This window comes from Microbacterium sp., from assembly GCF_043427715.1.
In the GTDB taxonomy this organism is placed as follows: Bacteria; Actinomycetota; Actinomycetes; order Actinomycetales; family Microbacteriaceae; genus Microbacterium.
Map to the genome: position 1 here is coordinate 1 of NZ_JBHWTD010000121.1, position 5,875 is coordinate 5,875.

Annotated in this window: 6 protein-coding genes and 1 tRNA gene; 3 read left to right on the forward strand and 4 right to left on the reverse strand. The window is 70.2% G+C overall.

Going from position 1 to position 5,875, the window contains the following annotated elements:
- The coding region (locus ACHFGS_RS12800; RefSeq protein WP_394289531.1) for a polyprenyl synthetase family protein at positions 1-729 on the reverse strand (729 nt) is incomplete at its 3' end.
- Positions 726-1,277 (reverse strand): isopentenyl-diphosphate Delta-isomerase, encoded by a 552-nt coding sequence (idi, locus tag ACHFGS_RS12805; protein ID WP_394278200.1) that lies wholly within the window; start codon positions 1,275-1,277, stop codon positions 726-728. The genes idi and ACHFGS_RS12800, both read right to left, overlap by 4 nt.
- Before the next feature lie 74 nt (positions 1,278-1,351).
- Here idi and ACHFGS_RS12810 point away from each other — a divergent pair, with 74 nt between their 5' ends.
- Positions 1,352-1,822: a MarR family winged helix-turn-helix transcriptional regulator gene (locus ACHFGS_RS12810; protein ID WP_394278199.1), complete on the forward strand. Its 471-nt coding sequence runs from the start codon at positions 1,352-1,354 to the stop codon at positions 1,820-1,822.
- Between the two features lie 102 nt (positions 1,823-1,924).
- Here ACHFGS_RS12810 and ACHFGS_RS12815 read toward each other — a convergent pair.
- A tRNA-Met gene (locus tag ACHFGS_RS12815) sits at positions 1,925-2,001 on the reverse strand.
- Between the two features lie 125 nt (positions 2,002-2,126).
- Here ACHFGS_RS12815 and ACHFGS_RS12820 point away from each other — a divergent pair.
- A complete protein-coding gene (locus tag ACHFGS_RS12820) occupies positions 2,127-2,936 on the forward strand; it encodes a carbon-nitrogen hydrolase family protein (RefSeq protein ID WP_394278198.1) in 810 nt (269 codons plus the stop codon).
- Between the two features lie 6 nt (positions 2,937-2,942).
- On the opposite strand, the gene ACHFGS_RS12825 is transcribed toward ACHFGS_RS12820, so the two are convergent.
- Positions 2,943-4,151 (reverse strand): aminotransferase class I/II-fold pyridoxal phosphate-dependent enzyme, encoded by a 1,209-nt coding sequence (locus ACHFGS_RS12825; RefSeq protein ID WP_394278197.1) that lies wholly within the window; start codon positions 4,149-4,151, stop codon positions 2,943-2,945.
- A gap of 120 nt (positions 4,152-4,271) precedes the next feature.
- Between ACHFGS_RS12825 and ACHFGS_RS12830 the strand changes: the two genes are divergently transcribed.
- Positions 4,272-5,681: a trypsin-like peptidase domain-containing protein gene (locus ACHFGS_RS12830; RefSeq protein ID WP_394278196.1), complete on the forward strand. Its 1,410-nt coding sequence runs from the start codon at positions 4,272-4,274 to the stop codon at positions 5,679-5,681.
- Positions 5,682-5,875: the final 194 nt, after the last annotated feature.

Consider the following 5,875-nt stretch of genomic DNA (forward strand, 5'->3'; position numbering starts at 1 on the left):
GTCGTCCGCGAGCTGGAAGGCGATGCCGATCTCGGATCCGGCTGCCTCGACTGCGCTGCGCTGGGCCTCTGCGGCGCCGGCGAGCAGCGCCCCGGCGGACAGGGGGGCCTGGAACGAGTAGAAGGCGGTCTTGTCGCGAGCGGTGCGCAGCAGGGACGCGGTCGGCGGAAGGCTCTCGCCGATCGCCTGCTCCACATCTGCGAGCTCACCGGCCGCGGAGACGAGGAGCGCGTCGTCGAGGAGGACGAACAGACCGGCGCGGGCGGGCGCAGGCACGGGCGCGGTCGCGATGAGCCGGGTCGCCTCGAACAGCAGCAGGTCTCCCGCGAGCACGGCCGCGGCATCGCCGAGGGTGCGCTCGTCGCGAGCGTCGCCGCCGAGGGCGCGGGCGCGCTGTCGGAAGGCTCCCATCACATTCGGCACGCCCCGGCGCTCGACATCACCGTCGATGAGGTCGTCGTGGACGACGAACGCAGCGTGGAGGAGCTCGAAGGCCGCAGCGACACGCCACAGGCCGGGCGCGTGCGCGCAGTCGCCACCGAACGCTTCGAAAGCGGCGATCACGAGGGCGGGGCGGAGTCGCTTGCCGCCGGCCGCCGCAGCCGCGGTGGCCTCGCCGAGTGCCGCGGCTGACTCGCCGAGCGATGCGGCGCGCTTGCGCAGACGCGAGAGCGCGACCTCCAGTGCATCGTCGACCTCGCGCTGCGCTGCGTCGGACAGCACGATCATGACGCCCGCTGGTGGAGGAGGGGGGCGCCGAACAGTGCGAGCTGCTGCGCCTGCAGCACGAGCCACGGGCTGAACGCCCAGGGGGTCGCACGGAGGGAGACAGCGAGTTCCTCCGGACGCACCCAGCGGGACTCCGCGACCTCGTCGGAATTGAGCTGGGGGGCGGAGGCGGCGCGGGCGAGATAGACCGGGCAGATCTCGTTCTCCACGATGCCGGAGGCGTCCGTCGCGCGGTATCGGAACAGGGGGAGTGCCAGCTCCACATCGGTGAGTGTCATGCCCAGTTCGTGTGCGGCGCGGCGGTGCACGGCGTCCACGACGGGCTCCGCGGGGGCGGGGTGACCGCAGAACGAGTTGGTCCACACTCCGGGCCAAGCCGTCTTGCCCAGGGCGCGCCGGGTCACCAGCACCTCGCCGTCGTCGTTGAAGACGTGGCAGGAGAACGCCAGGTGCAGTGCGGTGTCGGAACCGTGCACGCTCGCCTTCGGTGCCGTGCCGATCTCGCGGCCGTGATCGTCCAGCAGGACGACGTACTCAATCTCTGACATGCTCGCTCCACTTATTGCTAGATTATCTAGCGACATTTCGTCATCGTACAGACCGACCGGGAGGGTGTCCAACAGTGGACAAGCCTGACTTCGTGCGCTCCGAGCGTGCTGCCCTGGTGCTCGCTGCGCTGGAGTCCGTGCAGGTCTTTTCTGACAGCATGGACCGGATGTACGCGGATCTGCGCGGCGACATGGATATGAACATGACTGATCTCGCCGCGATCCGCATGCTGGTCATCCGAGAGCGCTTGGGCGAAGTGGTCAAGCCGCACGACATCGCCGAGCATCTGGCGATCTCGACCGCGTCGACCACAAAGCTCCTCGACAGGCTCGCTGCGGGCGGGTATCTCACCAGGCAGCCGCACCCGGGTGATCGGCGATCGCGCATCGTGGTGCTGACGGATGCCGCGCGAGTGGAGTTCTTCCGCCGTTTCGGTGCGCGGCTGTCGGCGATGCGGGAGGCGCTGAACGAGTACAGCGACGACGAACTGCGCACGATCGTGCGCTTCCTCCGCGACATGGGCGGCGCGATGGTGAAGAGCTGACATGCCGCTCGAGGCGCTATCCGACGGCGCGGTCTGCAGGGGATGAGGGACCCTGCGGGGAACGCGAAGAAGGCGCCCCCTGACGGGGACGCCTTCTTCTCTTGGTTGCGGGGACAGGATTTGAACCTGCGACCTCTGGGTTATGAGCCCAGCGAGCTACCGAGCTGCTCCACCCCGCGGCACAAGGAACAGCCTAACACGGCTTCGACGCGGCCTCGAATCGGGGTCGCCCCGGGCGTGTCCCGACGCCCGCGATGCCCTGCCGATGCGGCATCCTGGATCTGTCCCCGTCCGAGAGGATCCCATGCCCGACGCAACGATCGGTCTCGCCGTCGCCCAGTTCGCCCCCGCCGCCGACGAGCGCGCGAACCTCGCCGCGATTCGGGAGCTCACCGCGAAGGCGGCGGGTCGGGGTGCGCGAGTCGTTCTGTTCCCGGAGTACTCCAGCTACTTCATCGACCCGTTCGACCAGACGCTCCGCGAACACGCGCAGGAGGTGCAGGGCCCCTTCGTCGAGGCGTTGACGGACCTCGCGCAGGAGTTCGGGGTGGTCGTCGTCGCGGGTCTCCTCGAGAAGGCGCCCGACGAGCGGCGGGTGCGCAACACCGTCGTGGCGGTCGGGTCGAAGGGCGTCGTCGCGACGTACCGCAAGCTGCACCTCTACGACGCGTTCGGTCAGCGGGAGTCGGACTGGGTCGAGCCCGGACCGATCCACGCCCCCGAGACATTCGAGGTCGACGGCACCCGGTTCGCGCTGATGACCTGTTACGACCTGCGGTTCCCGGAGGTGGCGCGCATCCTCGCCGACACCGGCGCCGACGTGATCCTGGTGGCCGCGGAATGGGTGCGTGGCCCGCTCAAGGAGCACCACTGGCGGACGCTCCTGCACGCCCGGGCCATCGAGAACACGCTGTACGTCGCCGGCGCGGACCACCCGCCGCCGTTGGGCGTCGGCCACTCCCTCGTGATCGACCCGCAGGGGGTGCAGATCGCCGCCGTCGGGACGACCACCGACGTCGCCGTGGCGCGCGTCGACGCGGAAGCCGTGGAGCGGGTGCGACGCGTGAACCCGGCGCTCCGGCTCCGCCGCTTCACGGTCGCACCGCGCGACTGACGCGCATCAGCGCGCGGACGCCGCCAGGCGGCGCGCAGCCTCCTCGATGACCTCGGTGCGCTTGCAGGCCGCGAATCGCAGCAGCGTGGCGAACTCCCCACGGTGGGCGGGGGAGACGAAGGCGGTCAGCGGGATGGCGGCGACTCCCACGCGTTCGGGCAGTGCCCGGGCGAAGTCCGCGGCATCCGTTCCCTCCGCCAGTAGCGCACGCGCATCGGCGACGGTGAAGTACGAACCGGCCGGCGTCGAGACCTCGAACCCCGCTTCGCGCAGCCCTGAACCGAGCACGTCACGGCGGAGCCGCTGCGTCGCCACGAGGTCCTCGAAGTAGGCGTCGGGAAGGCGCAGACCCGCAGCGATGGCGGGCTGGAACGGTGCGCCGTTCACATAGGTGAGGAACTGCTTGACGGCGATGATCGCGTCGATGAGATCGGCCGGGCCGGTCGCCCAGCCGATCTTCCAGCCGGTCGTCTTGAAGGTCTTCCCACCCGATGACAGCGAGACGGTGATCTCCGTCGCGCCGGGGAGTGTGGCGATGGGGACGTGCGGGCCCTCCAGCACCAGGTGCTCGTAGACCTCGTCGGTGACGATCGTCGCGCCGACGGAGCGTGCCAGCCGCACGATCTCCTGTTTCACCTCGGCGGAGAACACCGTGCCGGTGGGGTTGTGCGGGTCGTTGACGAGGATGACGCGGGTGCGGTCGGTGACGGCAGCGCGAAGGTCGTCGAGATCGGGCTCGAGCGCCGGCCACCGCAGCGGCACCGGCATCAGGCGGGCGCCGGCGAGGGCGATGGATGCCGCGTACGAGTCGTAATACGGCTCGAAGACGACGACCTCGTCCTCAGGGCCGTCGAGGAGGGCGAGCAAGGTCGCGGCGAGGGCCTCGGTGGCCCCCGCCGTGACCAGGATCTGTCGTTCGGGGTCGACGACCAGACCGTAGAACCGCTCCTGGTGCTCCGCGATCGCGGCGAGCAGATCGGGGTGGCCGCGCCCGGGGGAGTACTGGTTCACGCCGGCCTCGATCGCCGCGGTCGCCGCGGCGAGCACCTCTGCGGGTCCGTCCTCGTCGGGGAAGCCCTGTCCGAGGTTGACGGCGTCGTGCCGGACGGCGAGCGCCGTCATCTCCGCGAAGATCGTGGGGAGCAGGTTTCCGTCGGGGGAGAGGAGGCCGGCTCCGCGTGCGGTGCGTTGCCAGGCTCCGGGTATGTGCAGCACAGCGTCAGGCTATCGCCACCCCTGGGCCGGTCGCCGACCCATAGGCTGATCGGAGGGGCGGCATAGCTGATCCACAGATTCCGGTTGCACTCTGGATTGGCCTCGACGAAGGAGCATCCCATGAGCGAACCGCACACCCCCGCCACCGGCGACGACACCACCGGCACCTCCGCGCCCGGAGCAGACGCCTCACGCGGAGCGTCCGTGCCGCCGCGCCCGCCACTGCCGACCTGGACCGGCGCTCAGCCCACCGCTCCGACGCAGCCCCTGGGCTACGGCTGGGGCACCCCGGAACCGGCCCCCGGCCCTGACGCCGCCGCGACCGAAGCGCCGGAGGCGAAGGTCGGCACCGGAAAGATCGTCGCCGTTCTCGTCGCCGCGGCCATCGTCGGATCTGTCTCGGGCCTGGGCGGTGCCGCCCTCGGCTCCGGGATGTTCGGCGGCACCGAGACCACCACCGTCCAGGGCACCGCTCCGCAGGTGACCGTCAACGACCCGGACGAGGTCAACCAGACCACCGGCATCGCGGCGAAGACCCTTCCGAGCGTCGTGACGATCTCGGCATCCTCCGCCGACGGCGGTGGCTCCGGCTCCGGCGTGATCCTCTCGGAGGACGGCTACGTCGTGACCAACACCCACGTCGTCACGCTCGACGGCGCCACCGGCAGCCCGACCCTGCGTGTGACGACCTCCGACGGCCGGGTCTACGATGCCGAGATCGTCGGCACGGATACCCTGTACGACCTCGCCGTCATCAAGCTGTCGGACGCCACGGGCCTCACTCCGATCGAGTTCGCTGATTCCAGCGCGCTCAACGTCGGCGACACGACCGTCGCCGTCGGCGCGCCGCTGGGCCTGTCCAACACGGTCACCACCGGGATCGTCAGCGCCCTGAACCGGTCGATCCAGATCGCCTCGGCGGCCGTGCCCGACTCCGGCCAGCAGGACGAGCAGGAGGGTGGCCAGGATTCCCCATTCCAGTTCGACTTCGGGCAGGGGCGGCAAGGCGGCGGATCCATGGGGACCATCTCGATCGCCGTCATCCAGACCGACGCGGCCATCAACCCGGGTAACTCCGGTGGCGCGCTCGTCGATGACACCGGCAAGCTGATCGGGATCAACGTCGCGATCGCCACGGCCGGCGGTTCGTCCTCCAGCGAGGCCGGGTCGATCGGAGTGGGATTCTCCATCCCGTCGAACATCGTCCAGCGCGTCGCCGATGAGCTCATCGACGGTGGTGCCGCCAGCCACGGCCTGCTCGGCGCGATGGTCCGCAGCTCCGCCGAGGCCGAGGGCAGCTCCATCGCGGGCGCTCTCATCAGCGAGACCACCCCGGGCGGGGCGGCCGCGGAGGCGGGCCTCACCGCCGGCGACATCGTGACCCAGTTCAACGGCGTCCCGATCCGTGACGCCACCGATCTGACCGCTCAGGTCCGGGCCCTTCCCGGCGGCGCCGACGCCGAACTCGTCTACGTCCGCGACGGACGCACCGAGACTGCCGAGGTCACCCTGGGCGAACTGACCGACTGAGCCGCCGGCTCTCGGGCCCGACCCCACCCCGCGATAGGCTCGCGGGGTGGCATCGTTCTCGTTTGGCGCAGGAAATCTGCGGCGCATCGCGTCGCTACCCCTGTATGCGCTTGGCCGTCTTGCCACGCTGATGATTCGACGTGATGACTCGTGGGCCGTGAGTAGTGCCTCTGGCGTCGCCGACGGTCCGCTCT